Annotated in this window: 36 protein-coding genes; 34 read left to right on the top strand and 2 right to left on the bottom strand. The window is 40.1% G+C overall.

Annotated elements, in window-relative coordinates:
- The 34 genes from QUA02_RS26660 to QUA02_RS26500 form a co-directional block, all read left to right on the top strand.
- The coding region (locus QUA02_RS26660) for a hypothetical protein (RefSeq protein ID WP_333032263.1) at positions 1 to 356 on the top strand (356 nt) is incomplete at its 5' end.
- Positions 357 to 469: 113 nt separating this feature from the next.
- Entirely contained in the window at positions 470 to 907 is a 438-nt protein-coding gene (locus tag QUA02_RS26655) for a hypothetical protein (protein WP_333032262.1), read from the top strand.
- A 41-nt stretch (positions 908 to 948) separates the two neighbouring features.
- Entirely contained in the window at positions 949 to 1,641 is a 693-nt protein-coding gene (locus QUA02_RS26650; RefSeq protein ID WP_333032261.1) for a hypothetical protein, read from the top strand.
- A gap of 697 nt (positions 1,642 to 2,338) precedes the next feature.
- Entirely contained in the window at positions 2,339 to 2,725 is a 387-nt protein-coding gene (locus QUA02_RS26645; RefSeq protein ID WP_333032260.1) for a hypothetical protein, read from the top strand.
- 41 nt (positions 2,726 to 2,766) lie between these two features.
- Positions 2,767 to 3,141 carry a hypothetical protein gene (locus QUA02_RS26640; RefSeq protein WP_333032259.1) on the top strand — a complete coding sequence of 125 codons (375 nt, stop codon included), beginning with the start codon at positions 2,767 to 2,769 and terminating at the stop codon, positions 3,139 to 3,141.
- A 131-nt stretch (positions 3,142 to 3,272) separates the two neighbouring features.
- Positions 3,273 to 3,638 carry a hypothetical protein gene (locus tag QUA02_RS26635; RefSeq protein WP_333032258.1) on the top strand — a complete coding sequence of 122 codons (366 nt, stop codon included), beginning with the start codon at positions 3,273 to 3,275 and terminating at the stop codon, positions 3,636 to 3,638.
- A 107-nt stretch (positions 3,639 to 3,745) separates the two neighbouring features.
- Positions 3,746 to 4,144 (top strand): hypothetical protein, encoded by a 399-nt coding sequence (locus QUA02_RS26630; RefSeq protein ID WP_333032256.1) that lies wholly within the window; start codon positions 3,746 to 3,748, stop codon positions 4,142 to 4,144.
- Positions 4,145 to 4,150: 6 nt separating this feature from the next.
- Positions 4,151 to 4,402, top strand: coding sequence for a hypothetical protein (locus tag QUA02_RS26625; protein ID WP_333032255.1), 252 nt, complete (start codon positions 4,151 to 4,153; stop codon positions 4,400 to 4,402).
- Positions 4,403 to 4,423: 21 nt separating this feature from the next.
- Positions 4,424 to 4,720: a hypothetical protein gene (locus tag QUA02_RS26620; protein WP_333032254.1), complete on the top strand. Its 297-nt coding sequence runs from the start codon at positions 4,424 to 4,426 to the stop codon at positions 4,718 to 4,720.
- Between the two features lie 62 nt (positions 4,721 to 4,782).
- A complete protein-coding gene (locus QUA02_RS26615; protein WP_333032251.1) occupies positions 4,783 to 5,229 on the top strand; it encodes a hypothetical protein in 447 nt (148 codons plus the stop codon).
- Between the two features lie 194 nt (positions 5,230 to 5,423).
- Complete coding sequence (locus QUA02_RS26610; protein WP_333032248.1) at positions 5,424 to 5,795, top strand: hypothetical protein; 372 nt, start codon at positions 5,424 to 5,426, stop codon at positions 5,793 to 5,795.
- Between the two features lie 140 nt (positions 5,796 to 5,935).
- Positions 5,936 to 6,451: a hypothetical protein gene (locus QUA02_RS26605; protein ID WP_333032247.1), complete on the top strand. Its 516-nt coding sequence runs from the start codon at positions 5,936 to 5,938 to the stop codon at positions 6,449 to 6,451.
- 158 nt (positions 6,452 to 6,609) lie between these two features.
- Complete coding sequence (locus QUA02_RS26600; protein ID WP_333032245.1) at positions 6,610 to 6,903, top strand: hypothetical protein; 294 nt, start codon at positions 6,610 to 6,612, stop codon at positions 6,901 to 6,903.
- Between the two features lie 186 nt (positions 6,904 to 7,089).
- Positions 7,090 to 7,599 (top strand): hypothetical protein, encoded by a 510-nt coding sequence (locus tag QUA02_RS26595; protein ID WP_333032244.1) that lies wholly within the window; start codon positions 7,090 to 7,092, stop codon positions 7,597 to 7,599.
- Positions 7,600 to 7,680: 81 nt separating this feature from the next.
- Positions 7,681 to 8,286: an alpha-ketoglutarate-dependent dioxygenase AlkB gene (locus QUA02_RS26590; protein ID WP_333032242.1), complete on the top strand. Its 606-nt coding sequence runs from the start codon at positions 7,681 to 7,683 to the stop codon at positions 8,284 to 8,286.
- Between the two features lie 57 nt (positions 8,287 to 8,343).
- On the top strand, positions 8,344 to 8,940 hold the full coding sequence (locus QUA02_RS26585) for an SLOG family protein (protein ID WP_333032239.1): 597 nt from the start codon (positions 8,344 to 8,346) through the stop codon (positions 8,938 to 8,940).
- Between the two features lie 68 nt (positions 8,941 to 9,008).
- Entirely contained in the window at positions 9,009 to 9,299 is a 291-nt protein-coding gene (locus QUA02_RS26580; RefSeq protein WP_333032237.1) for a hypothetical protein, read from the top strand.
- A gap of 69 nt (positions 9,300 to 9,368) precedes the next feature.
- On the top strand, positions 9,369 to 9,662 hold the full coding sequence (locus tag QUA02_RS26575) for a hypothetical protein (RefSeq protein WP_333032236.1): 294 nt from the start codon (positions 9,369 to 9,371) through the stop codon (positions 9,660 to 9,662).
- 107 nt (positions 9,663 to 9,769) lie between these two features.
- Positions 9,770 to 9,988: a hypothetical protein gene (locus QUA02_RS26570; protein WP_333032235.1), complete on the top strand. Its 219-nt coding sequence runs from the start codon at positions 9,770 to 9,772 to the stop codon at positions 9,986 to 9,988.
- A 128-nt stretch (positions 9,989 to 10,116) separates the two neighbouring features.
- Entirely contained in the window at positions 10,117 to 10,299 is a 183-nt protein-coding gene (locus QUA02_RS26565; RefSeq protein ID WP_333032233.1) for a hypothetical protein, read from the top strand.
- Between the two features lie 146 nt (positions 10,300 to 10,445).
- Positions 10,446 to 10,889, top strand: a complete 444-nt coding sequence (locus QUA02_RS26560; RefSeq protein WP_333032231.1) for a hypothetical protein — start codon at positions 10,446 to 10,448, stop codon at positions 10,887 to 10,889.
- A gap of 83 nt (positions 10,890 to 10,972) precedes the next feature.
- Positions 10,973 to 11,422, top strand: coding sequence for a hypothetical protein (locus QUA02_RS26555; RefSeq protein ID WP_333032230.1), 450 nt, complete (start codon positions 10,973 to 10,975; stop codon positions 11,420 to 11,422).
- A gap of 109 nt (positions 11,423 to 11,531) precedes the next feature.
- On the top strand, positions 11,532 to 11,990 hold the full coding sequence (locus QUA02_RS26550; RefSeq protein ID WP_333032228.1) for a hypothetical protein: 459 nt from the start codon (positions 11,532 to 11,534) through the stop codon (positions 11,988 to 11,990).
- A gap of 76 nt (positions 11,991 to 12,066) precedes the next feature.
- Complete coding sequence (locus QUA02_RS26545) at positions 12,067 to 12,534, top strand: hypothetical protein (RefSeq protein ID WP_333032226.1); 468 nt, start codon at positions 12,067 to 12,069, stop codon at positions 12,532 to 12,534.
- Positions 12,535 to 12,621: 87 nt separating this feature from the next.
- Positions 12,622 to 13,509, top strand: coding sequence for a DUF5895 domain-containing protein (locus QUA02_RS26540; protein WP_333032223.1), 888 nt, complete (start codon positions 12,622 to 12,624; stop codon positions 13,507 to 13,509).
- Positions 13,510 to 13,583: 74 nt separating this feature from the next.
- On the top strand, positions 13,584 to 13,835 hold the full coding sequence (locus tag QUA02_RS26535) for a hypothetical protein (protein WP_333032220.1): 252 nt from the start codon (positions 13,584 to 13,586) through the stop codon (positions 13,833 to 13,835).
- Between the two features lie 131 nt (positions 13,836 to 13,966).
- Positions 13,967 to 14,923: a DUF5131 family protein gene (locus tag QUA02_RS26530; protein ID WP_333032218.1), complete on the top strand. Its 957-nt coding sequence runs from the start codon at positions 13,967 to 13,969 to the stop codon at positions 14,921 to 14,923.
- A gap of 97 nt (positions 14,924 to 15,020) precedes the next feature.
- Positions 15,021 to 15,302 carry a hypothetical protein gene (locus tag QUA02_RS26525; RefSeq protein ID WP_333032217.1) on the top strand — a complete coding sequence of 94 codons (282 nt, stop codon included), beginning with the start codon at positions 15,021 to 15,023 and terminating at the stop codon, positions 15,300 to 15,302.
- Positions 15,303 to 15,369: 67 nt separating this feature from the next.
- On the top strand, positions 15,370 to 15,645 hold the full coding sequence (locus QUA02_RS26520) for a hypothetical protein (protein WP_333032215.1): 276 nt from the start codon (positions 15,370 to 15,372) through the stop codon (positions 15,643 to 15,645).
- A 144-nt stretch (positions 15,646 to 15,789) separates the two neighbouring features.
- Complete coding sequence (locus QUA02_RS26515) at positions 15,790 to 16,533, top strand: hypothetical protein (RefSeq protein WP_333032214.1); 744 nt, start codon at positions 15,790 to 15,792, stop codon at positions 16,531 to 16,533.
- A complete protein-coding gene (locus QUA02_RS33850) occupies positions 16,534 to 16,707 on the top strand; it encodes an AcrVA2 family anti-CRISPR protein (protein ID WP_510182600.1) in 174 nt (57 codons plus the stop codon). It abuts the gene before it with no gap.
- A 56-nt stretch (positions 16,708 to 16,763) separates the two neighbouring features.
- Entirely contained in the window at positions 16,764 to 17,273 is a 510-nt protein-coding gene (locus tag QUA02_RS26510) for a thermonuclease family protein (protein WP_333032213.1), read from the top strand.
- A gap of 6 nt (positions 17,274 to 17,279) precedes the next feature.
- A complete protein-coding gene (locus QUA02_RS26505) occupies positions 17,280 to 17,888 on the top strand; it encodes a hypothetical protein (RefSeq protein WP_333032210.1) in 609 nt (202 codons plus the stop codon).
- A gap of 11 nt (positions 17,889 to 17,899) precedes the next feature.
- Positions 17,900 to 18,232, top strand: coding sequence for a hypothetical protein (locus tag QUA02_RS26500; protein WP_333032207.1), 333 nt, complete (start codon positions 17,900 to 17,902; stop codon positions 18,230 to 18,232).
- 380 nt (positions 18,233 to 18,612) lie between these two features.
- On the opposite strand, the gene QUA02_RS26495 is transcribed toward QUA02_RS26500, so the two are convergent.
- Together QUA02_RS26495 and QUA02_RS26490 are read right to left on the bottom strand one after the other, a co-directional pair.
- Positions 18,613 to 18,867, bottom strand: a complete 255-nt coding sequence (locus tag QUA02_RS26495; RefSeq protein ID WP_333032205.1) for a hypothetical protein — start codon at positions 18,865 to 18,867, stop codon at positions 18,613 to 18,615.
- Between the two features lie 58 nt (positions 18,868 to 18,925).
- Complete coding sequence (locus QUA02_RS26490; protein WP_333032202.1) at positions 18,926 to 20,776, bottom strand: hypothetical protein; 1,851 nt, start codon at positions 20,774 to 20,776, stop codon at positions 18,926 to 18,928.
- Between the last annotated feature and the right edge of the window lie 61 nt (positions 20,777 to 20,837).

Raw genomic sequence — 20,837 nt, 5'->3', positions numbered from 1 at the left:
CAAATGCTAAAACTTCGTTGTGCTTACCTCAACGACCTCTTGGCTATTTGAGGCTTTTGCAAAACCGGGATGCTCCCCTAGATAACTCTCCACTGTGGCGAGGTAAGTTTTCTGTTGAAGAGTATCGGCAAATGCTATGGCAACAAATCCAACAGCATTTACCGAAGTATTTCCGCAAAGGACTAAAAGGTTTCTATGAGCCTTATTTAGTTTCTGATTCAGATATCTTTCGAGCGATTATGGAATTAGCTGAAGTTTACCGAGATAAAGGTAGATTGAAGTTGATTTATATTTCCGATCGTTCCCATGCTGAACTTATTGCCAGATGCGTTGATTATTTGGCAAATCAGATATAGCAATTACGTTAGCCTAGAAACTCAGTATTTCTAGGCTAACGTAGTTTGTTGGTTAAGTGCTTCACAATCAGGAAACGACTAACAAAACACTACTTTTAATATCAACGATAATCATGTCAGAAATTCACATCAATCCAATCAGTCTTTTTCCTTATGATGTCAACAGACGGGAGGGAACCTATTTCGTAGCTTGCGGGCGCGTAGCGCATCGAAACGGTAAGCGAGTTGATGATAACCTTCTCAAAAGTCATTACTCCGTTGGTTATGAAGGGAAAGAATTTGCATTATCTACTTGGTCAAGAAAGCAGAGTAAGGGATTAATTAACATAGCAACCTTCTTTGAGGGTAAAACAGCCGAAGAAAAACGTCAGATTCTGTGGAATCAATTTGAAACCAGAACAGTTAACACACGCATTATTCGTTTCTGTGAAAGAGTTAGAAATGAGCCTCTATTTCTTTGGTATGTGAGTTCGTATGACTTATCTACTGCTCAATTCATCAAAAGATTCTTGGAATGGTATTGGTCAGAATACCCGATAATTAACAGTTAAAAACTGCTATACTCTAACTAATTTAGTTGGAGTATAGCCTCATGTTTACAACACAATCTCCTGATAAGCCAGCAATCCAAGTAACAGACATAGCCCCGGATTATGAAGTCAACTATAAAACTGGGTACATAGGATTTCTCAACAAAGGAGCGGACGTAACATCTCTCGGCATCGCTTATTTTACAGGTTGGGACATGATCAGCGATATCCATGTAACTCATACTTTGATTGTCGTAGGTGAGGATCAATGTATTGAAGCGGACATGGTAAATAACACAGTCAAAGTTTGCACATTAAGCAAATACTTCAATGACCCTAACTGTCAAATTTTCTTCCGTAAACCAATATTTTTCAACGATGCGGTAGGTTATGCCATCGCACACAAAGCCAGTCTCGAAGTCGGCAAGCACTACGATTTCGGCGCAATCTTAACCCAGGGACTCTCAGGCAGTTTCGCTGGGCGGATGCTCGATCGGCTGCTGACTGGAAAGTTGGAGGAACTGTTAAGCAATATGCTTGAGCATCCTGATAAATGGATATGCAGCGAACTTGTTGCTTATGCTCTGGATGAACAGCCACTTTACCGAGATAAAGGCATCCTGAAACGTCCTAACTCTACCATCAGTCCTCAAGAGCTTTTTCAGGATACCGAAATCTTTGCTCCCTGGAAAAACTCTTCCTTAACAAAAACAACAGAAACAAAAACAGAAAGTGTTACCGTAACAAAACGGTAACAGAAACAGATTCAGAAACAGAATTGATCTGCAAGTAACTTGTCCTGAATTGCCAGATTTGCAGAAAGAGATTGCTGTGCTGCCCCTCCAAAGGTGTAGCCTTTTTTTTGTTGAAACAAGCGGTTAAGTAATGAGATTCTTGAAGGCTTCGCCTTAAGGGGCAAATTTTAGAAAGGTAACTACTATGAGAGTAATCGCACTTTATAGGCTACAATCTGCTAATTTTGGTATCTCTGATAGAATTGCCAGACATTGTAAATGGCGCGATGGTGTTTTCATTTACAAGAACAGCGACGGGGAAATGTATTTTCACTGTGAGCTGCCGTTATGTCAGAATTTAGATCGCATCTAGGTTGGTAGTTTGTACAATACCTCTATTGGAATTGTTCAGGTTGTAACGATGAATTTAACTAACCATGTCAACCAAACTTTTACCTACATAGTTATTGACGAAAATGGCGATTCCACTGAGATTCTTCACAGCGGTGAGTTTATCAGCATTTTCTGGTAACTCCTAACCCGGAAACAGGAGCGTTTTCAGTTCCTGTTTCCCTTATGTGATGCTCATGTGACGGTCATGTGCACGCCCGGTACACATACATACAGGTACAGGTACATACAGGTGCAGATACAGGCTATATACGTGTGAGAATGAAAATACTTCGTTTTGGGAAAGTGATGTTATTCCCAAAACGAAATGGAAAACGTATCACTGTTTGACTGGATTGTAAAAAACAATTTCCCTGAAGCGGATTTGTGGCTGATAAATAAAGGTAGCAAAAATAAGTTAGGGAAACCAGTTAAGGAATTTCAGCCTTATCTTACAGGCATCAAATGTCCAGTGTTAGTTTTGCCAGATTACGCTTTCTATATGTGCCTGCACCTGTACCAGCAAGGATTATGGCAAGAGTATTCGCAAGGTTCATTAAATCTTCAGCATCTTCGCCTCAAGAATGTCAAAGAAGTTTTTCGATCTATCGGTAATCAGCACATAATTCAACATCAATCCCGTTTCAAGTCGTTTGTTCCATATCCTGTATCTGCTACCACAACAGAGACAGAAGAGGTGTATGCTTCGCTCTAAAGCGTTGAATTGGTGAATGGTTGAATTACAGGATTAGTGAAATGCAAAAAATGAATTTCGGTGGAATTCAAGCTGAGGTGTTGGCGTTGTCCCCGCACCACGGCTGTTTTATTTTCCGGTTATCCGATCGAATCGCTGTCAAAGGCGTTTACACAAGCCAATTTACTTGGAATGAAACAACGGACAATCTGAAAGGTTTTCTATCAAAACGGTTTGTCCTGTATGTAGGCGCACACACCTACCAGGAAACCGAACTTATCAAATCCCAGATTATTAAAGCTGGCGGAACTCCCAACACTGATGCCTTTGTTTCGAGGTTCGTCCGTGGCTATCACTATGAAGTGAGAGCGATCGGGCTTTCTCCTGAATATCTTGTGCAAACTCTACAGCATTATCCTCATTCTCATTCTGCTTAGCTATAGCTACAAAAATCATAGAAACATCAGAAACACTAGCAATCACAGAAACGGAATTAAAAACTATTTCTAAGGTTGTTGGTGTTTTGCTTCGCTATGAAGTTTTGAGTTGTTTACTTAGGAACTTAATTATGGACAAAATCAATTTTTCAGGCGTTGAAGGTGAAGTTATTGAAACATCACCACACGGCAGTTACGTTGTAGTAAAATTGAGCGATCGAATCACGATTGTCGGTACAACCAATAATCAATTCAATTGGCAAGAAATGCCGGATGCTGCTTCAGGATTTGAATCATTCATCACTTACATAGGCATTCGATCGAAAACTGAGGCTACTACATATCTAAACTTGGTAGCTACAGTTGGCGGTTACACACTCCCGAAAGAAGCCGAACCCAGAAAAGCCAAGCGGATTAAAGATTTCCCGTTTGAAATTAAAGTACGTGGCTTAAATCCTGAGTTTGTTGCTGAAGTAATTCGCTGCCAGAAAAAGTAGCTGACCATTCAACTACCTAAAACCTAAGACCTAAGTTTCTCTTCACTACTTTTTGAGTTGAGGAGAAACTTAGACTATCCACACTATCTAATTCACACACAATTCTTATGTCTGACAAAATAGTTTACGATGTGGTTCAACGATTTGAAGTTGTTGACGGTGTACCTCAATTAATTTCTACTGACATTAAAACGATTCAAGGTGGAACAACTTTGTTTTCGATCGCAGAAACTTGGTTAGCAAAGAATACTCAGTTAGTCCGGTGCTACACAGAACAATATGTTGGTTACAAAAACAAACGGGACAAAAGATATCAACTGGTTCTCACTCCTAGAGCAACCTCTCTTCAAGTAGCATTCCCTGCATCTAATTTGAGTGGCAAAGTTAAGTTTCTTACCGAAAATGATGCGCTGTTTCCTTACGCACTGAAGGTGTCGATCGAGAACAAACAAACTCTTATCAAGCTTCTTAATGACCTTTTTCCCCAACACCAACAACAGCAGTAAGAAAAGATGTATCCAAACGAACGTGAACGACAAGTTTTTGAATCTGAACGTGAGAAATCGGAAATCACTAAAAAGCTAAAGTTGGCTTTCAAATCGTTAGCTTGGGAACATTACCACGAACAGATGAGTGAAGCCGAGTTTAACAAACGTTGGCAAATTCATCAAATTCATTCGATGGATTACTATCGAACTGTTTGGTATCTCATGGAGAAAGGCTTTTCTATCCAAGCATTACTAAACAGCCAGTCAGAAACCTAACCTACTTCTACTTCTACTACCATGATTCAGATTGATTCAGAAACAGAACAGACAACTCTACGCCTACGTGATGCCTTCCGTGTGCTCGCATGGGAGGTGTTTGAGACAAATCCTCAGATTCGTGAAGATTTAAACCAGCGTTACACCAGATTCTACAGTCGCTGGAGACAGAGTAAGATTCGATCGATGGATTTGAGTCAACTAACTCAATTAGCAACAGAAAGAGGTTTCTCAGTCGAACAACTGTTGACGATCAGAGAATGTTATTACTCGATTGCACAACCTTATCCGCCAGAAATCTTTCTGAGTAAGGATTAGTTCACGTTTATTGCATAGTACCGAAACTGCACAATTAAGGGTTATTTTTCTAAGTTTTAAACTTGCCGATCGATAGTTTGTCGGCAAGTTTAAATTCGAGTACGGAAAGTCTTAGCAACTTAGATCGCTTCGCGGTGAGAGTGCGAGTAAATTTACCCGTAATTGAAATGAAAAAGAAAATAGCAGTTTCTAATCCTAGCCGTGCGTCTTACAGAGAGTTTGGAATTAACGATCGAGTAGGTCGTTATTGTCGTTTTGAAGAAGGAGTTTGGGTACATAATGATGGTGAAGGTGATACCTATTTCTCTTGTGAAATCCCTCTCTGTCGCAACGGTGACAGATTGGAGTTTCAAGGTTTTTACACTACTACTTACGGAGACAATTACAGCAGGATAGAAGAAATGAAGCTGTCTTCAGGACCTTATATGGTTTTTGAGTTCATGTGGGAAGACGAAGACGGTAACATTCAAACTGGATATGCAGATAACTTTGAATCTGCTACTTGGTAAAGTTTATCCCGGAGCTTTTCGGGATTTTCTTTTGCCTCAATTACGATCGCGTTCTAGTTCTGTCAAATTCAATTTAATAGGAAACTTTCCCAGAAAAATATCGGTGAGGGCGCTTTGCGATAGAGAGTTGAGGTAGATTTTCTATCTTTTCCACAATCCATTATCAAAGGAATTTCATCATGGCTATTACTTTTATGTCCAAGACTGCTAAAAAGCGTAGTTTGTTAATTGATGCACTTCGTATTCTTGCATGGGAAGAGTACAAAGCTACTAACAAAGAAGAACTCAAGAATCTTGAATATGGTGGTTATGCGATATTCGATGCAGAGTGGAAAGTTGAAGACATTCATGACAAAACTTACGAAGAACTTCTCGCTTTTGCTAAAAGTCTAGAATTTTCCGAAGCAGAATTGTTGGGCATTCGATCGAAATACTATGCCAATAAAACTACGGCTGCTGCTGGGAAATCCAACAGAACATTAAATGGCAATAGCAATGGCAATGGTAATGTCAATGGCAATGTTTCCTCTCAACAAGAAGAGTACGATGTTGAGGATGCGTTTTAGCCTAAATTAGCAAAGATTGATGGTGGAGAGTTTGTACTTTCCATCATCGATCGAAAGAGAAGAATCTACAGAGAGTTATCTGTTAGGATCGCTTCGCGGTAGGGAGGTGAGTGAAATATTGTCGTTAAGAGCCTAGTATCATGGAAAAGATGAAGAAAGTTATCCCCAATCTCTCTGAATTTAAAGAGTATTTGAGAGGTTTAGTTGCAGAAATGGAATATAGTCACAGTAGTTTGACCAATAAAAGGTTAGAACTTTGGTTATTTAATAAAGTCCATCTTGGCAACGGACAAGTCAGCCTTGGGTTTTATGACGAAAGGTTGTATCAACTTTGCCAGAGGCTTTATCCAGGCTGTGATATAGGTTTGTTGACTTATCATGGCAAGGAAAGAGGTGGTAGTTGTGGATTGATTGCCGATCATCGCGATCATGGCTATGCACAACCGATCGCAGTTTCCCTAAATATTGGCATTGCAGAGTTTGTCGTTGATGGAAAAAGCTGTGTGTTAGATGACGGTGAAATTGTGAAGTTTAATTGTAAGCAAATCCATTCTGTTCCTCGCATCATGAGTGAGGAAAGATTTAGTTTAGTTTTGTGGCAATTGAACCAAACCAAAGGTTATCGATCGCAAATGACAGAGCCGATCGAATGGTAGAATAAGACTTAAATATTTTGGAGCAATCCAGAATATTTAAGTCTTATTTTCTAATTTTTTAAAGAAAGAAGCAACCGCAAAGTTAACCGTTTTTTAGGGCTTCGCCATAAGGGATTGATTTAGAAATTTCGTTTGTGTACTTTACCTAGAGGGTTATTATGGCTATTACAATCTTGACCAAATCCGAGAAAGAAGCTGCTAACTTGCGGGATGCTATTCGGATCATGGCTTGGGGACAATTTAAGTCTGAGAATGATACGGATCTCAAAGGCTTAGATTTGTATGAGATTTTCAAAGTTGAATGGCTAGAGTACAAAATCCATTCAATGAAACTGCCAGAAATCCTGGAATTCGTCAAACAGTTTGGATATTCAACTGAAGAATTGATGGAAATTCGTGCTGAATATTATGCAAACAAGAAAGAATATGCCAATAGAAATGACGAATTCTAGTTTCGTAGCTTGCGATTAAATCGAAGCGATCGAACTTAAATCTAGAAAAGCCTCAGTGTCTGTAATGGATGCTGGGGCTTTTTGAATAATTAAGAAAAGAAGCAATTGAAGTTTGTTGGTGAGGGCGCTTCGCGATAAGAGAGTGAGCTGTAAATACAGCTCACTGTCGTTATTCAGGTATTTCTCATGGCTAATTTAGTTGAATCTTTGGTATCGATCGTAATTGCTGGTGAATTAGCAGCAGTAGCAATGTTGGGTGGAACAGCATTGATAGGTTATGCAAAAGTTACAGCAGCTCATGTCCAGCTAATTCAAACAGCCAAACAAAGCAGATACGATGCAATTGTAAATTATGGCGAAGTTAGAAGCGTAGCCATTTTTACAGGTGATAAACCAGCAATTGCAGAGTGTTTAAGCGGAGTTTGTAGAACTAAAGTACCATTACCCAGCGGTGTAGATATCAAATCTACTTTTAGAGGTATTGATGCGAAAGTTGCAGGCAAAGCAGGCAGCAATGTAGCAACCTTGATTAGTTGGAGTAGTGAAACCAATAGCGGAATTGGTGGCAGTTATGGCCAGCATGGAACGATTGTATTTAGCCACCCCTGGACAAGAAAGAAATTTTGTTTAGTTAGAGGCGGAGCTCATGGCAATCTGGGCGAAGTTGTGATTAAGCAAGATAATGAGTGTAAATAGCAAAGCCAAAGTAGAAAATCTCTAGCGGGTGCTAGAGATTTTTTTTAGACCCACACAAAGATTTGCCATTACCCAAAAATTATGCTGCACCTCAAAAACTATTTTTCCGTTTCTGAACAACACAATCTCGTTGAACTTACTCGAAATATAGCCAAATCCAATGGCGGAATGACAATTCCTGTCATGCCCAGTGGCCAGCAATTTAACTGTAGCCAAACCAGTTGCGGAATTGTTGGCTGGCTATCCGATCGAAAAGGCTATCGTTATTCCTCCATCAATCCAGTAAATAATCAGCCATTCGCAGCAATGCCGACAGAGTTGATAGACATTGCTCAAAATTTAGCCAAATTAGTTGGTGAATTTGATTACCAGCCAGAAACTTGCTTAATCAACTTTTACTCAGCCACCACCAAAAGTAAGTTAGGTTTGCACCAAGATAACACTGAGCCAAATCTAAAACCCTGCATTATTTCAATATCTCTAGGCGACGATTGCAGTTTTGTCATCGGCAGCAACCGCAGTCGCAAAGATCCAGTCGAAGGCATCCTCTTACGATCGGGCGATGTTCTCATCCTCCACGGTGACAGCCGTTTAGCTTATCACGGAGTTCAAAGAATTCTACCAAAAACCTCCAATTTACTCAAGAATAACGGGAGATTAAACTTAACCATTCGCCAAGTTTATTAGCCACAGAAATAAGTAATGCTTCGCTATGAGTTGTTGATTCTTTTCAGGCAACAACTCATGGCAGCAAGCAAAATTCCAGCGTTACTTCAACGTGTCGATCGAACTCTCAAGCGCGAAACTCAGTACAATTTTGAGGAAGCATTTGATACGAAAGAATACCACACAGCAATGATAACGGGTCATCGTTGGTTTGAGTATGACATTAAAGTTGACAAACTTATTACAATGGCGCTCAATCAAGGTGTGTCTCAATTCTACTGTGGAATGGCACTCGGCACCGACCAAATTGCAGCCGAGATTTTAGTTCGGCGTAAACTCAAATGGACAGCCGTGATTCCTTGCGCTGATCAACACAAACTTTGGAAACCACATCAGCAAAGCCATTACAAGAAATTGCTGGAACAAGCCACAGAACAGAGATGCCTTTATCAAAACTACAGCGCTGGTGTTATGCAGGCTCGGAATCAGTGGATGGTCAACCGATCGGACATTTGCCTAGCAGTTTTCTCCGGCGATCCTCACGGCGTTGGAGGGGGAACTGCCTCAACTTTCAAGATGGCCCGCAATCGCAATCTCCTCATTTATCAGTACATCCCTGCTGAATCTCGGTTCGTAATCATTGAACCCGCTTATCAACAATTGTCACTTTTCTAGCTATTACGCCATATTCCCCCCTTAAAAAGGGGGATTGTTCAAAATCACACACTTACCAAGGCAAAATCATGAAGAAAAAAGTAGTAATGAGCCACATTCATGCTCGAATCACGAAACTAGCAAAGGGTGCGATCGAACGTGGAGACATTCTCAGTTGCGATCGCATCTCCGACAGCTCTTACTTAATCAAGCGAGTTCTTCCTGATACAAATCCCGATACAAATGACGGCAAACCACAAACCACCAAATATACTACCGTCGCTGCTGCTAGCCTCCTTTATCTTCTCAATTCCTTCGCTCAAACCAACATAGAAACAGAAACAGAAACAGAAACAGAAACAGAAACAGAAACAGTTTAGAAATCATTCAGAAACAGAAACAGAATAATGCTTCGCTGTGAGGGAGTGATATTCCGTTTGTGTTTCTGAATGCAACAACCCTTCGGCTACCCTTCGGCTACGCTCAGTGCGAGGCTCAAGGCATCGCAAACTTGGTCAGAAGAGGATATCGATTATCTTTCCAAACTTGAAAAGATAGTCGATGTTGGAGCGATCGTACAAACACTTCAATTTCGCTGCATCTGCGACTGTCAGATGCACGAATATTCTGATGTCAAATTAGGGTTTGTGCGTTGGTTTAAAGCCAAAGTCGAACACATGACCAACAATATTTACAACGTCATTGAAGCTGAAACTAACGTTTTTCGAGTTAATTTGCCTTAGCTCTGAACAAGAAAATAAATCACAAAAGCTGAATTGCTTGGCTCAATCTCAAGTTTTTGGGTAAAAGCGCTTCGCTATAAGGGAGTGTTGTTACCCAAAAGTTACTTATGTCGATTGAGAAAACTGAGATCGAAGATTACGCCTCTCTTGAATGGAATACTGGAGCTGATTGGGCAATCCCGATTCCAGAGTACAAAATTAACAATTATGTAGTTTCTCGGCATTATATACCCGATGAAGCTCCAGTAATCCCCACAGGCTGGATTTACGAGTTTAGTGACGGTCGATTTATGTCCGAGGCACAGATAAGTTGCACAGAATGGTAGGCAAAGTAGCAATGTTTTAATTCACTACGAACTAAAACATTGCTATTTTTTTTACGATCGAAGTCGAAGCACAGTTAATTTTGAGTGAGAGCTTCGCTGTAAGGTAGCGTTGCTTACAAATTTTTCACATGAATACTCAACCTCAATTTGAACCTCAATCTCAACGCCAACTCGGTGAAGATCAAGATTACGACTACATTGATGAAAACGGTAAAAATCAAAAATTTACTGCTGAAGAAATAGCATCATTTGAAGAAGAAAATAAAGCATTTGTCAGAAGTCCTTCAGCAGATGACTTTTTCTTAAACTAAAAAATTAACAGTCGATCGGTCGATTAAACTGATCGACTGTTAATTTTTTAGCACAAATTTCTGAATAAACAAACAAAAAACTCCAAAGCAAAACCCACGTAGTTATGCTTCGCTTTGGAGTGATGATTACTTGCAGGTGAAACATCATGATTGTAACAAATTCCAGAACAAATAACGAAATTCTTGCTGATACTATCGGGAAACTTATCAATGTTGATGAGATTGTTCAGCGACTCTGGGCGACGGACTGCCAACAGTGCTCTTTATTTACGGAAGAACAGGTAAAGTTCGCTTTTCTCAAATGGATCGAAAACAATCTGGAGTCGATCGAAATGCAACCTGAATGGTTTCTGAATCAGGAACCAAAACATTTCTATCGCAATCTACCCTTTGATGCTTTACAGGAAGCCACTGACTTGCGAGAAGATGAGGATTATCAGGCAGAAAATGATGAAAGGTACAGAAATATGTATGCAGAAATGGATGCTCGCATCAATTCAGGAGAATTTTCTCAAGATATTTCCGAGTACATCGCACACAGAAATCGAAATCAACAATTACCATCTGACCCTATTAAGGCAACTCTCTAAGAAGCTATGAATTGGTAGCAAAAAAAGCGGTTAGTTGAGAAAGAACTAACCGCCACCCGACTCTAAATTGAGGAAATTTTACCATGACTTACTTGAAAAGGCTAGCGGAAATCCGCAAACAAATTGAATTTCTAAAAACTGAAGTTCAGGCGATCGAACCTGACGCAATTATCGAAGCTTTCGAGATTCTAGAATCCAAACTCTCACCAAATGGTAAAAGTTTGGTTCACAACGATAAAAATGCTAAGATTACCTTAGTCTTACGCACACGCTATGACGACAAAAATACCTCGGTTGTGCGTTTGGATGAAGACATCGATCGCGAGTACGAAAAATTGTGCCGATCGAATAAAACCGCGCTGAAAAATAACAAAGCTTATATCGAAGAACTTCAAGAAATGATAGAAGCAGCAGAAAAAAAACAGAAAGCGTTGCTAACTTCTGCATATCTAGAAAGGCTTTGGAAACAACGGGCGATCGCACTCAATAACACAGAGCATAAAGTCCCCAGTCTCTCAGTTTATTTGAAGTGAATTTGTTGAAGTGAATTTGTTGAAGTGAATTTTAAGAAATCAATGCTTCGCTTTTGAGTGTTGATTTCTTGAGAAATTAGTGAAGAATTAGAAAGGAAACTGGAAAGTAATGACAGAAATTGTAGTAAATAATTCAACTTTTCAAGTACAACCATTTGTACGTTACAAAGAAGATAGGTTGAAAGGAAAGTTAATTTTATCAGAAAAAGAACTTTCATCAGTTGACATGGCGATCGTGAAAATCAAGCCAGGAAGTATGAATGTTGGAGGAATTGCCCGAATCCCCTTAGTAGAAATCTGGGGATTTGTAGTTGACAACCCTGATAAATGCGTATTATCAACGCTCATAGCTCTGAGGTTTGACCTCGAAACTCCAGATTTTGAAGAAATCTATCACCTCCATTTTCTCCCATTTCACACAGATACTCGGGAAGTCTTTAAGTTGCATTCAACTGCTCGAAACCCCAAAAACAAATTTGAGAAATATGCTCTCGAAGTTGCTCAAGATATTAATCAATCACAAATTAATTTTTGTTACGATGAAAACTTGAAAAACGTAACTATCTAAATATCTATCGCCGATCGCAGTAAGGCTGAATAGGACTGCAAATTTTCCCTCTTGTAATGACTTTTGGAATGTAAAAATGAAGCAAGTTAAATACAGATTTAATCGAAAAGAAGGAAGGATTTATGTTGATGAAGACGGTAAATTATTTGACAATGGAAACTCCATTAAGATGATAATTTTGTCGGCATCAAAGCCAATTTTTGGCAAACCTTTTCCTTACATCCCACCCCAGCTTTGGGTACAATTAACATTCCTTGATGAAGCAGGTAATTGGTGTCATGCTGTTATTAGCAATGGCACAACAAATGCACTTCATCGATGGATATTGTACCGACAACAAATTGAGATTGTTCAACAACTTGAACTTTGTGATGTTATCACAGCATTGAGTTTTGAGCCATCTGAAACGATCGAAAGTGATAGAGAATGGTTTGACTACAAATTCTCTGGAATTGCTGGGAAACCAGGTTTAGGCGATCGAATGCGATCGCTAATCCAACAACAAAGCAAATATCCACTAATTGAAGCCCTTGGCTTAATTTAGAATGAATTGGGTAATGCTTCGCTGTTGGGTAATGATTCAATTTTTTTGAATTTTTCAATCTTCAACAATACTTCATCAACAACTATCATGACTAAGAAAAATCAAACTCCTGCTGATTCTGATTCTGTTTCTGTTTCTGATTCTGATTCTGTTTCTGAGTCGGTAAGTTCTGAGTTTCAATTCGATTTGTCAATAATGGGAGAAGAATTCAATGCACCCCGCATCCCTCGACTGCCTTATGGACTGGTTATCAACGACAGTCCAGCCGGATTGTTTATCCCGGAAAAGAATGCTGTCAAAGCTGGCTGGATTGGGCTAGATGCAGCTTCACTACCTGAGATTGAGTTAGCTAGCGGAGAGAAATGTAAAGGCGAGTTCTTAGGGTCTGTAAGAATGGTCATTCTTGGATGTATGACACCTTACATTCGCTACAAAACCAGCGACGCATTAGGTGATATGCGCGGAGTGTTTGTCGGACTCTACGAAGACGATCGCCATAAAATCGACAAAAAGACAATGGAAGTCTGTTCGGAGTATCTGATACTCTTTCTTTCTCCGAACAACACTTTATTGCATACCAGACCAATTCGCATCCGGTTTAAGAATGTTGCGCTTTGGTCGTTGCTAGAATCTCTCGAAGATTTCTACATGACAATGGAAATGACGTTCGCGCAGTTGGCTAAAACAAAAGCTAGTAGCAAGAACGATCGATGGAGAGCGTTGTGCGTCTTTGAAGCGCAATTCAAAGGCATCAAAGAAGGCGAAGGTAGCAACCGCTCTTACTGCTGTAAGGTAGACAAATTTACCTTGCCAACGCCAGAAAACTTTCAAACACTTTTTCTTGGCGCAATTGGACAGTACGCAAAAATTTGGGAGGCTTACGACATGAATGTCGGTGCTTTACAGCTTAGTTTGCCTCCTAGTGCTAAATCCAAACAATTTTTACTCAATGCTAGTGAGAATGATGGCAATTAATTGCCATTAATTGAACTGCTAAAAACTGGGGAGAAATCCCCAGTTTGCTTGAAAGTAAACACAACCAAAAAATAATGAATAATCCAATATGTCCTGACCGCATCTCAATCGAAAATACGGTGATTGCAGTAGCAGCAATTATCAAAGCTGATTACAATCCAACTGCTCGAAAGTTAACCTTAGTTTTAGTTGACAAATCAGAAATTGACTTAAAGGATGATTTGGCAGAATCTACCTGGGATTTTCTGAGAAGTCGAATCTACGGCTGCACTGACCCATTAGCTCTGTGGCTTCCCTACAAAAATAGTCAATTTCAATCGAAATAATAGCAAACTTCCGACCTAAATTCAACCTGAAAAAAAAGTCGTTAAACTGTTCTGTGTTATCCTGTTGGGCTAATTATTTTTCAGTAATTAGCCTTTTTTAATTTACCAATTACCAATCATGAGGAGAAATTATGGCTACTAAAATTTCATGGGCAACTGAAACCTGGAATCCAATTGTAGGGTGTGAAGAAATTAGCCCTGGATGTGAAAGATGTTATGCGAAAAATCTTGCCCAATCAGCGCGACTTCAACAATTTTCACAGTATCAAAAAGCTAGGGCGTGGGATGGTACGATCGTCTTTGTGCCGTCTCAGTTACTAAAACCATTTGGATGGAAAAACCCACAGTTAGTTTTTCCATCAATGAGTGACCCCGGACATCACAATGTTAAGCGGGATGAACTTGACCAAATTTTTGCGGTAATAGCGATCGCAAGTAAACATCAATTCCAGCTTTTAAGCAAGCGTCCCAAAGCTATAAAGCGTTATATAAAAGCATTGACAGCCGATCGACTCTACGAAGCATCCCAAAACTTCTGGCATGAACACCAAATCCCAAAAAGATTATGGCAACCGTTGCCACTCCTTCGACGCTACTTCGATAACTTGCAATTTCCACTCAAGAATCTCTGGATTGGAACCAGTGTCGAAAATCAAGATGTAGCCGATCGCATTCTTGCTGTTAGAGATACCTCAGCCCAAATCAAATTTATCAGTTGTGAGCCGTTGTTGCAGCGTGTCGATCTTCGTAAATATCTCGGTATTTGTGTCGGCTGCCAGACCTGCGCATTTCGAGGCGACCATCGGATAGGCATATCAATGGTGGATTGGGTAATCTGTGGCGGAGAGTCAGCGCGAAAAGCTAGCGATGCCCGAGTTTGTCATCTGGATTGGTTGCGATCGATTGTAAATCAATGTCAAATAGCACAAGTTCCCATCAGTGTTAAGCAGCTTGGCTCAAATCCGATCGACTCGATTGAATATATTCAGGGTGTTGCCATGACAACTTACCAAGTCAAAGTCAAAAACCACACTGATATCAACGAATTTCCTCAAGATTTAAGACTTAGACAACATCCAGTTTTCTAAGTTCTATGGATGCAAGTATTACCGTAAATACCTGCATCCATATCTTTCAATAAAAGCGCTTCGCGATAAAGTGTTGATTTTCCTAGGTTTTCAAACAATGAAAATACATTTTGAAGGATTCACAGCGATTTGTACTCCTATTACTGAAGAGGGAGGCGGCGCTTGGTTTAGTGGTGTACCGGGCGACTGGCAATGGTCAATCGAACACTTTGGCATGAGCTGGGGTGTAGAAGAAACGCTAGGTTCTGCAATAAGAGCCAGCAAAGCCGAAATTTTTAGCCTTAACGCCGACTTTGTATTAAATCCTTACGAAGATGAAAACGATCGGCTCAACGATTGTTATTTCATTCCTAAAGGTACTGAAATTAACGAATTTTAATCAAAAAGTTTCTAATTTACTCAGAGACTTTTCTCAACTTTTCAAGTTCAATTAGTGTGAAAAAATCATGGCAATTAGAATTCTACCTAAGTATGGCTCCAAAGTTCCCGAACCTGAGCCTGACAAAAATCAACCAGAACTCAACATTTTCGAGGCAATCAACAAAAAACTGAGATACGAGCGAGAAAATATTCAACCTTTTCTCGGCGATAACCTTTTTCCTTACTACCGCCATTCGTGCATTTTATATATTTCTGGTCGCTATGTTGGTCAAGGTTACGGAACTTACACAGATAGAACTGAACTATATGACCAAGTTGGTCATATTCTAAGAACCATTTAGCCAAGCCAATTCATCAAAATTAGCCAAATCTCTGAATTAATCAGGGATTTTGCTTTATCTATTATCACAGGAAATCCAATGAAATAACTAATTCTTGACCCAAATAATCTGAACCGCAACCGCACTCTAATCGCCTTTGAAAAAGTGAACAAGGATTTACTGAAACAAATTAGAGCCGATCGCACTTACCGAATGCCTCCTAATTACATCAACTGGCAAGTCTTGAGCGGGATTGCTGCACTCGCTCTTTCTACTTGTAAACCGGACTACGCTAGAGTTGATGTTTCAGCATTTATCCACAGCTACCGCACCGCTCTATGGTTCGCGACTGATGCACCGATTTATTGTTTGACTCCTGAATTGATTGAAGCATTTGAGCGCACCGATGCACTTCATAAACCCGGCATTTTATCGGGCTGGCAGCCATCGCTACCTACTTTTATGCTGGCGATACCCAAAGAGTTTATTCATACACCCGATGGTGGATTAGTGGATTATTTGACAGTTTCTTCCAGCGATTACGAGTATCCCGAATGGAATCAAGCCAAATGGAGAGATATTAAAATAGAGCCGTTTAACCTCAAACACAGTCTGTATTTTCAGATTTGCACAGTAGACAGCAACGAAACTGTGTGGACTTCAGGAACTGCGGTTAAAAATGACGGTGCTTTGATTTACGATGAAAATGAAAGTTTGGGTAAACATACCATATCGATCGATGATAAAGCTTTTCTTCAACGCATCAGAAATTTGGTGATAAATGTACTTTTGACTCTTGAATTTTCACCGTCATTGTTGACGACGGTTACTGAATCCGAAATCAAGAGAGAAAATAAAGGATTTCAGCGGATAGATCGAACTTCTTCTAATGTCAGATATCCCCGATAGTTGGGCAAAAAATATCAAGCTTTCTCGGTATTATCCGCAGAGAAAAGAACTCATTTATCTCCGTGTACCCACTGGAGACGAGGACATTGGAGGATGTTAGAATCAGGTGAGGGTAAGCGCTGGCGAGATAGTAAACGGCTTTGGATTGAACCTGTTTTAGTCAATTCTCAATAGCAATTAATTAAGCCTTAAAACTAAATTACAATAGATAAAATACTTTTGAGGCTACCATGATAACACCAGGAACTGTCTATAACTGCTTTTCTAAATTGGTATTTGATGGCGATACTCTATCCCTAGATTTTCGAGGGGAAGAAATAAGAGGAAGATTGCGGTGGATAGATTCACCTGAATCTCAAAAACCCGGACAAAATAGCACCAACCCTGGAATACTTAAACACTGGGAATGGGCGCAAAAAGCAAAAATTGCATTGATGAATTATGTAGCAGGAAAATCAATAATCACGGTTCCGATCGAGAAAGATATATACGATCGCTGGGTATGCGATTGTTACTTTGACAAAATTTCGGCAGCAACCAACATACAAATTCTGTTATGCAAAACTGGAATGGCAGTTACTTATATGCCATTTAATCGCTTTGCCTACAATACCCGAGAATTGACTGTACTCAGAGGTGTCATTACAGAAACTGCTGCTGCTAATCGTAAAAAATTAGGGCTTTGGTCAGAGCCTGACCTAATTCTTCCTTACGAGTTCAAAAAGTTAAATTTATCCTGAAAAACAATGCAATTAGCTGAAAAAATTGTTAACTATATGAAAGCCAAAAATTACCAATTGGCTACACGAACGGGAGAAAAAAACATAATTTATATTGAAGGTATGGACAGGGACGGGACACTCAACCCTGATACCCCCAATCACTTCAACGATTTACGGCTGCTTTTATTATTTGACAAGGGAGTCGCAACGATCGAAGGTGCTTGGGAAGCAACAACCGAACCGGGCTACTACTACACCGACAATCCCATGAACCCTAACGGTGCCGCTAGAATTGCCTTTGGGCAGTATCGAGCTTGGCAAGTCGGCCTTCACGGCTACTCTGACCCGCACGAAGCTCTTATCCAAGTCGGACTGGTTAAGGTGCACCGCGACTGGAATCGGGACATGATCCGAACTGGGGATGCGATCGATGAAGGTTACTTCGGCATAAATCAGCACCACGGTTGGGGACACCCTAAGAACGACATTCACAAAGCCGGAGCTGGATGTTTTGTTGGTCGCGATCCTAACGAACACTTTGATTTTATGGATCGCGTCAAGTCTGACTCACGATATATTGCTGACCCAAATTTTGTATTTCCAACAACTATTATTCCAGGTGACAAACTCTAATTTATGGAAAAATGAAGCAAGAAACTCTTGATTATATTGCTAGCTCGATCGGTATTATTGCAACCATCTCAACTTACATTTTTTGGCTAGCATCTCGACAAATTAAGGTTGATTTAGTCTACAAAATCGACAAGTTTTGCCACAATTTTAGTATAAAGCACGAAAGCGATACCATATCTACTGCGTTTAAATTACGGCGCTGGCAAGATGCCAATAAACTTCGTTCTTTAACTTTGGAGTGTCGAATCGAAGCAATTGAAAAAAAGTTAGAGATGGATTCATGCAATATTATCCAAGCGATCGAAGAACAATTTGATGATGAAGATATAAATTTAAATGGGTGAAAACCATGACACTAAATTTCCGAAACCCAACTGTTAACCAATTAGATTTTTTATCAACTGCTTTGGGAGCGATCGCAGGGATAGCATAATTACTTATTGCTTGCAAACGTATTAGCAATGAAGATGGTCAACTCATTGCTGGCTTAGCAATTATTGCTTGGGGCTTTTTTAGTAATAAGCCACCTCGCATTTCTATAATCAGACAATATCATCAACCAGAACATCCTGAATTACTAGATGAACTGAGAGAGTAATAGTATAACTAAGACTCCTACCAAAATACCTAGTAAAAAAAATAAAATTGCTAACTGATCCATAAATCTCATAGTAAAATCACAACTTAAATGATTTTACTATGAGATTTATTGTTTGGTTATAAATTACGGATTATTATTGATTTTCTCCGCTACAACCTTCAATGTTACTGCTGAACCCGCAGCCAATCCTACAATTACCCCAGCGGTAAAAGTGTCTGCTGGATTTGCAGACTTTGTGCGCTTCAATTCTTGACTTGCTTGATGCGCGTCCTCTTTTAATTCTTGCATTACATCGGGGACAATTTCAGCAGTTGCTAGTATGGCTGTGGTCAGCGTTCCTGCAATAAACAAAGATTCACCTGGTGTTAATTTACGCATTTTTTGTCTCCTATTTTTTGTTGGATTGATGAACGATCGGATTAACGATTGATTGAACTTACCTCTTTTCCAAGTAATCCTTGAATTTAGCTATCAGTGAAGGTGTACCATATTTCATTACTATGTAATAGAAACACTTTTTACCTACATCTGAATAGCTTCGAGGCTTCCCCCTTTTCTGGGTGAAACCCAAACCGAGTTGTATGAGTTTGCTGGCACTTGTATATTTATCGGATAATTCCAAAATGCGCTCAAAAACTGCTGTTTCTGACTCGTTTGGCAGTAATCTTGCGAAATCTTCTGCATCCCAGATAACTGGATAATTCTCTCTGTGTAAGGGTTTCAGAGTTATATCGTCTCTGATAGGGTTATCAAAGGTTGATAATTCTTCAACTGAATTATCTGGCGAATTATCTGGTAAATTATCTGAGTTTGGGTTGGTTTGCGATCGATATAATTCTATTTGTCGATCGAGTTGTTCTGGTGTGGATTCAGCTAACCAATAATCCCATGATACCTTTTGATTTAATGCCCTATTTAGTTTATCAACGTCCGATTCTGCCTCTGATTCTACTTCAGTTTCTGTGGCTTGTAAACTAAGTTTTTCATCAGATTTATTGTCACTTTCTGAGCTGCCGATAACTTGACTCTGAGATTCACTGTTTTCTAGAGAAAAGCCATTAAATAACTCATAAACCCATTCAGGACGTATCCAGTACGGCAGAATAGAAATAGGCAAGTCTTTGATGCACTCTCCGTCTTCATCTTTGATACCAGAAATGGTTCCTTTAAACAATGGTTGTAATTTGCTATTCGATCGTAACTGAAGTTTAATTACTCCTGAATTAACTGATTTACTGAAACCCTCACCACCGCCGAAAGCAGCATTAGTATCATTGTGAGCAATGAACACAGGCGCTTCTTTGGCTTTCCGAGGGTCGCCAACAACTTTTCGAGTTAGTTTGCTGGCAGGTTCCGCTGTACCTTCTTCAAAGCCATATTGTGTCATCTCATCAAAGATAGAGGTTAGCCAATCATCCTTCAAAGTTCGGACTTTGAATCGATCGTACATGGCGTTAAGTTGTTGACCAACTTCTTCAAAGTTTTGATTTGCGCCATAGCCGGGAACTCCCAACTTTACCAAAGTTTTCCAGCACTCATCATGGTTTTGATGAAAGTGAGGGTCAGCGATCGAGATGATTTTGTGACCATATAAATAATGCCGGCACAGTGCTAAAAAAGCTGCAAAGTAACTTTTAAAGCTACCCATATCCCCATAAATTAGGAGGGGTTTGTGCATCAGTTGTGCGATCCATCCGTCTTCATGTTCCTGAATTAATTTCAAGAGTGTCGATCGGGCAGCAGCTATATACTCCACTCTCTTCTCTTCTGCTGTTTTCTCTTTTGCCACACCACCAGGCACACTATCAACAACAGAATCACAAACAGATTCTATTTCTGTTTCTGGCTCAGAATCAGAAGCAGTTTTTGTTTCTGGTATTGGGGGTTGGGAAGTTTTGAGAAGATGCTGAAGAATTTCAGGGTGATCGTGAGACATGACCCGGACATAATTCTGCTGAGTTTCGGCTTTGTAGACCTCAACTGAGGCATTAGCCCGAAGCTTCTCTTTGACCACTACCTCCTCAACTAGGACATCGGTAAGCGCGGAGTTAACAGCAGCATCAAGAGCTAGCTGTTTCAGTCGCTGCTCAAACTCCCAGAGCTCTTGCCGTTCGAGCTGCTCTTTTTTTCGCTGACTGTCGTGCCAGCCCAAATATCCGCAGCCGATCGCACCCAGAGAGCTAGCTTGCCTAACTCCAACCCAGCGATCGAAAGGAAGCGGCATCAATGCCAACCCCAAACAGCAAAATGCTCCGAAAAATGACGCGACCGTTACCCTGTTACTCATTACTCTTCCCCCCTTACCCTTTACCCTTTACCCTTTACCCTTTACCCAATGCCCAATACCC

It is taken from the genome of Microcoleus pseudofavosus SVA1_A4, from assembly GCF_036700565.1.
GTDB lineage: Bacteria > Cyanobacteriota > Cyanobacteriia > Cyanobacteriales > Microcoleaceae > Microcoleus.
This window is presented reverse-complemented; position numbering and strand designations above follow the sequence as displayed.

Excerpts from the sequence above, each read along its gene's own strand:
- QUA02_RS26655 (WP_333032262.1), top strand. The coding sequence starts at position 470 with ATGTCAGAAATTCACATCAATCCAATCAGTCTTTTTCCTTATGATGTC.
- QUA02_RS26650 (WP_333032261.1), top strand. The coding sequence starts at position 949 with ATGTTTACAACACAATCTCCTGATAAGCCAGCAATCCAAGTAACAGAC.
- QUA02_RS26645 (WP_333032260.1), top strand. The coding sequence starts at position 2,339 with ATGGAAAACGTATCACTGTTTGACTGGATTGTAAAAAACAATTTCCCT.
- QUA02_RS26640 (WP_333032259.1), top strand. The coding sequence starts at position 2,767 with ATGCAAAAAATGAATTTCGGTGGAATTCAAGCTGAGGTGTTGGCGTTG.
- QUA02_RS26635 (WP_333032258.1), top strand. The coding sequence starts at position 3,273 with ATGGACAAAATCAATTTTTCAGGCGTTGAAGGTGAAGTTATTGAAACA.
- QUA02_RS26630 (WP_333032256.1), top strand. The coding sequence starts at position 3,746 with ATGTCTGACAAAATAGTTTACGATGTGGTTCAACGATTTGAAGTTGTT.
- QUA02_RS26625 (WP_333032255.1), top strand. The coding sequence starts at position 4,151 with ATGTATCCAAACGAACGTGAACGACAAGTTTTTGAATCTGAACGTGAG.
- QUA02_RS26620 (WP_333032254.1), top strand. The coding sequence starts at position 4,424 with ATGATTCAGATTGATTCAGAAACAGAACAGACAACTCTACGCCTACGT.
- QUA02_RS26610 (WP_333032248.1), top strand. The coding sequence starts at position 5,424 with ATGTCCAAGACTGCTAAAAAGCGTAGTTTGTTAATTGATGCACTTCGT.
- QUA02_RS26605 (WP_333032247.1), top strand. The coding sequence starts at position 5,936 with ATGGAAAAGATGAAGAAAGTTATCCCCAATCTCTCTGAATTTAAAGAG.
- QUA02_RS26600 (WP_333032245.1), top strand. The coding sequence starts at position 6,610 with ATGGCTATTACAATCTTGACCAAATCCGAGAAAGAAGCTGCTAACTTG.
- QUA02_RS26595 (WP_333032244.1), top strand. The coding sequence starts at position 7,090 with ATGGCTAATTTAGTTGAATCTTTGGTATCGATCGTAATTGCTGGTGAA.
- QUA02_RS26590 (WP_333032242.1), top strand. The coding sequence starts at position 7,681 with ATGCTGCACCTCAAAAACTATTTTTCCGTTTCTGAACAACACAATCTC.
- QUA02_RS26585 (WP_333032239.1), top strand. The coding sequence starts at position 8,344 with ATGGCAGCAAGCAAAATTCCAGCGTTACTTCAACGTGTCGATCGAACT.
- QUA02_RS26580 (WP_333032237.1), top strand. The coding sequence starts at position 9,009 with ATGAAGAAAAAAGTAGTAATGAGCCACATTCATGCTCGAATCACGAAA.
- QUA02_RS26575 (WP_333032236.1), top strand. The coding sequence starts at position 9,369 with ATGCAACAACCCTTCGGCTACCCTTCGGCTACGCTCAGTGCGAGGCTC.
- QUA02_RS26570 (WP_333032235.1), top strand. The coding sequence starts at position 9,770 with ATGTCGATTGAGAAAACTGAGATCGAAGATTACGCCTCTCTTGAATGG.
- QUA02_RS26565 (WP_333032233.1), top strand. The coding sequence starts at position 10,117 with ATGAATACTCAACCTCAATTTGAACCTCAATCTCAACGCCAACTCGGT.
- QUA02_RS26560 (WP_333032231.1), top strand. The coding sequence starts at position 10,446 with ATGATTGTAACAAATTCCAGAACAAATAACGAAATTCTTGCTGATACT.
- QUA02_RS26555 (WP_333032230.1), top strand. The coding sequence starts at position 10,973 with ATGACTTACTTGAAAAGGCTAGCGGAAATCCGCAAACAAATTGAATTT.
- QUA02_RS26550 (WP_333032228.1), top strand. The coding sequence starts at position 11,532 with ATGACAGAAATTGTAGTAAATAATTCAACTTTTCAAGTACAACCATTT.
- QUA02_RS26545 (WP_333032226.1), top strand. The coding sequence starts at position 12,067 with ATGAAGCAAGTTAAATACAGATTTAATCGAAAAGAAGGAAGGATTTAT.
- QUA02_RS26540 (WP_333032223.1), top strand. The coding sequence starts at position 12,622 with ATGACTAAGAAAAATCAAACTCCTGCTGATTCTGATTCTGTTTCTGTT.
- QUA02_RS26535 (WP_333032220.1), top strand. The coding sequence starts at position 13,584 with ATGAATAATCCAATATGTCCTGACCGCATCTCAATCGAAAATACGGTG.
- QUA02_RS26530 (WP_333032218.1), top strand. The coding sequence starts at position 13,967 with ATGGCTACTAAAATTTCATGGGCAACTGAAACCTGGAATCCAATTGTA.
- QUA02_RS26525 (WP_333032217.1), top strand. The coding sequence starts at position 15,021 with ATGAAAATACATTTTGAAGGATTCACAGCGATTTGTACTCCTATTACT.
- QUA02_RS26520 (WP_333032215.1), top strand. The coding sequence starts at position 15,370 with ATGGCAATTAGAATTCTACCTAAGTATGGCTCCAAAGTTCCCGAACCT.
- QUA02_RS26510 (WP_333032213.1), top strand. The coding sequence starts at position 16,764 with ATGATAACACCAGGAACTGTCTATAACTGCTTTTCTAAATTGGTATTT.
- QUA02_RS26505 (WP_333032210.1), top strand. The coding sequence starts at position 17,280 with ATGCAATTAGCTGAAAAAATTGTTAACTATATGAAAGCCAAAAATTAC.
- QUA02_RS26500 (WP_333032207.1), top strand. The coding sequence starts at position 17,900 with ATGAAGCAAGAAACTCTTGATTATATTGCTAGCTCGATCGGTATTATT.
- QUA02_RS26495 (WP_333032205.1), bottom strand. The coding sequence starts at position 18,867 with ATGCGTAAATTAACACCAGGTGAATCTTTGTTTATTGCAGGAACGCTG.
- QUA02_RS26490 (WP_333032202.1), bottom strand. The coding sequence starts at position 20,776 with ATGAGTAACAGGGTAACGGTCGCGTCATTTTTCGGAGCATTTTGCTGT.